The sequence below is a fragment of the Moorena sp. SIO4E2 genome, from assembly GCF_010671945.1.
GTDB lineage: Bacteria > Cyanobacteriota > Cyanobacteriia > Cyanobacteriales > Coleofasciculaceae > Moorena > Moorena producens.
In genome coordinates, this window is sequence record NZ_JAAHIE010001202.1 from 1 (window position 1) to 1,440 (window position 1,440).

A 1,440-nucleotide genomic window follows, 5' to 3' on the forward strand; every position below is an offset into this window, starting at 1 on the left:
TTGTAAATTACCTTGATTTTTTTGATTTTATTGTTGACAAGAATAGTAGCCATTGGTTATACTATAATCATTGGAAAAAGAGCCGCGCTCATCGGCCACCAACCTGGAAGCGCGGCTCTCCCCCCCAAGTTAAATGGAGGTAACTCTATCATGCCAAAAAAACGATTCGTTTATCATCCCATCGATTATCACGAAGCCATGGAGCGCCTGGAACAGCTTGCCCAACAGCTTGCACAACCGAGGGAGTCGAAGGGAGAAAATTCCTATCCCTATCCGATAACGGAGCGAGAGCAAATCTTAATCCGACTGTACAGTTACTGCGAATTGGGTATGACACCGCAACGGTTTTACAATAAGTGGGACCTGACTAGGGAAGATATGGCTTTAATCTGTTCTTGCTCTACTCAAACCGTTAACGGCTGGTTTAGCACCAGTCGTCGCTGTTACCCTCCTACTCCTGCTCACTTGCGCCATCTGGCCATTATGGATCTCTTGTTGGAGGATTTCGAGACAATTCCTAAACCGTTATTGGAGCGATTGTTGTTGAAGGGTCTTGAAGGCAGAATGTAGAATTAAGAATGTAGAATTAAGAATGTAGAATTAAGAATGTAGAATTAAGAATGTAGAAGGTAGAATGTAGAATTAAGAATGTAGAAGGTAGAATGTAGAATTAAACACCTACACAGAATTAATTACCTAATCTCAATTTTTGTAATCCTTACATTGTAAGGTTTTGAGTTTTGTTAAATGTGTAATCAATTTTGTATACCTGCTTACAAATTCTCAATTCTCAATTCTACATTCTAAATTAGAATCTATTCCCATGGTTTTATTTTCACAATTAAAATAGGGATGCTAGACTGGATTTAATGTAACCTAAAATGACTCTCCCAAGGTTTTAGACTTTGGGAGTATTTACTTGCTGTTAAGCAATTTACTATATTTCATAATACTTATCAAGCCTTTTTAAGAGCTTATTGATAATAGCTAGCAGTTATCAATTGGGTGAGGTAAATCAGTTAAGAATTTTAGTAAACAGATAACAGGTAAAACATTCTGTATACTTGATTACTATCAGAACTAGCGTAACTTTGCTAATTGCCGCTGAGCAAACTCCCGCAGTTTAGGATCAGGGTCATGCTCTGCTCTATCCTGCAATAAGGATCGGGTTTGGGAATGGTTAGGATAATATTCGAGGATGACATTAAGGGCTACTTGTCGAGGATTGACATTGTCGTAATCCTCGTCTTGATCACGCTCAAAGGGGTCATTGAGACTGCGATCGCATAAAAATTCCCATAACCAAGGCTGAGCGTGCCAAGCTTGAGCTAACTGTTCAATTGCTGTACTTCGCAGCCAGGAATCTTTATCAGAACGAACCGATTCTTGAAGTATGGCTAAGGTATCTGGGTGGTCTTGGTAACCTTGAGCTAACTGTTC

Annotated in this window: 1 protein-coding gene and 1 pseudogene; one reads left to right on the top strand and one right to left on the bottom strand. The window is 39.4% G+C overall.

The genetic code is table 11. The annotated features are described in order from the left end of the window. The first annotated feature begins 150 nt into the window (after positions 1-150). A complete protein-coding gene (locus tag F6K37_RS42195) occupies positions 151-570 on the top strand; it encodes a hypothetical protein (protein WP_287257193.1) in 420 nt (139 codons plus the stop codon). 510 nt (positions 571-1,080) lie between these two features. On the opposite strand, the pseudogene F6K37_RS42200 reads toward F6K37_RS42195, so the two are convergent. Then, positions 1,081-1,440 (bottom strand): annotated as a pseudogene (locus tag F6K37_RS42200) (NTPase); the annotation flags it as partial.

Coding starts and splice junctions, on each gene's coding strand:
- F6K37_RS42195 (WP_287257193.1), top strand. CDS start 151: ATGCCAAAAAAACGATTCGTTTATCATCCCATCGATTATCACGAAGCC.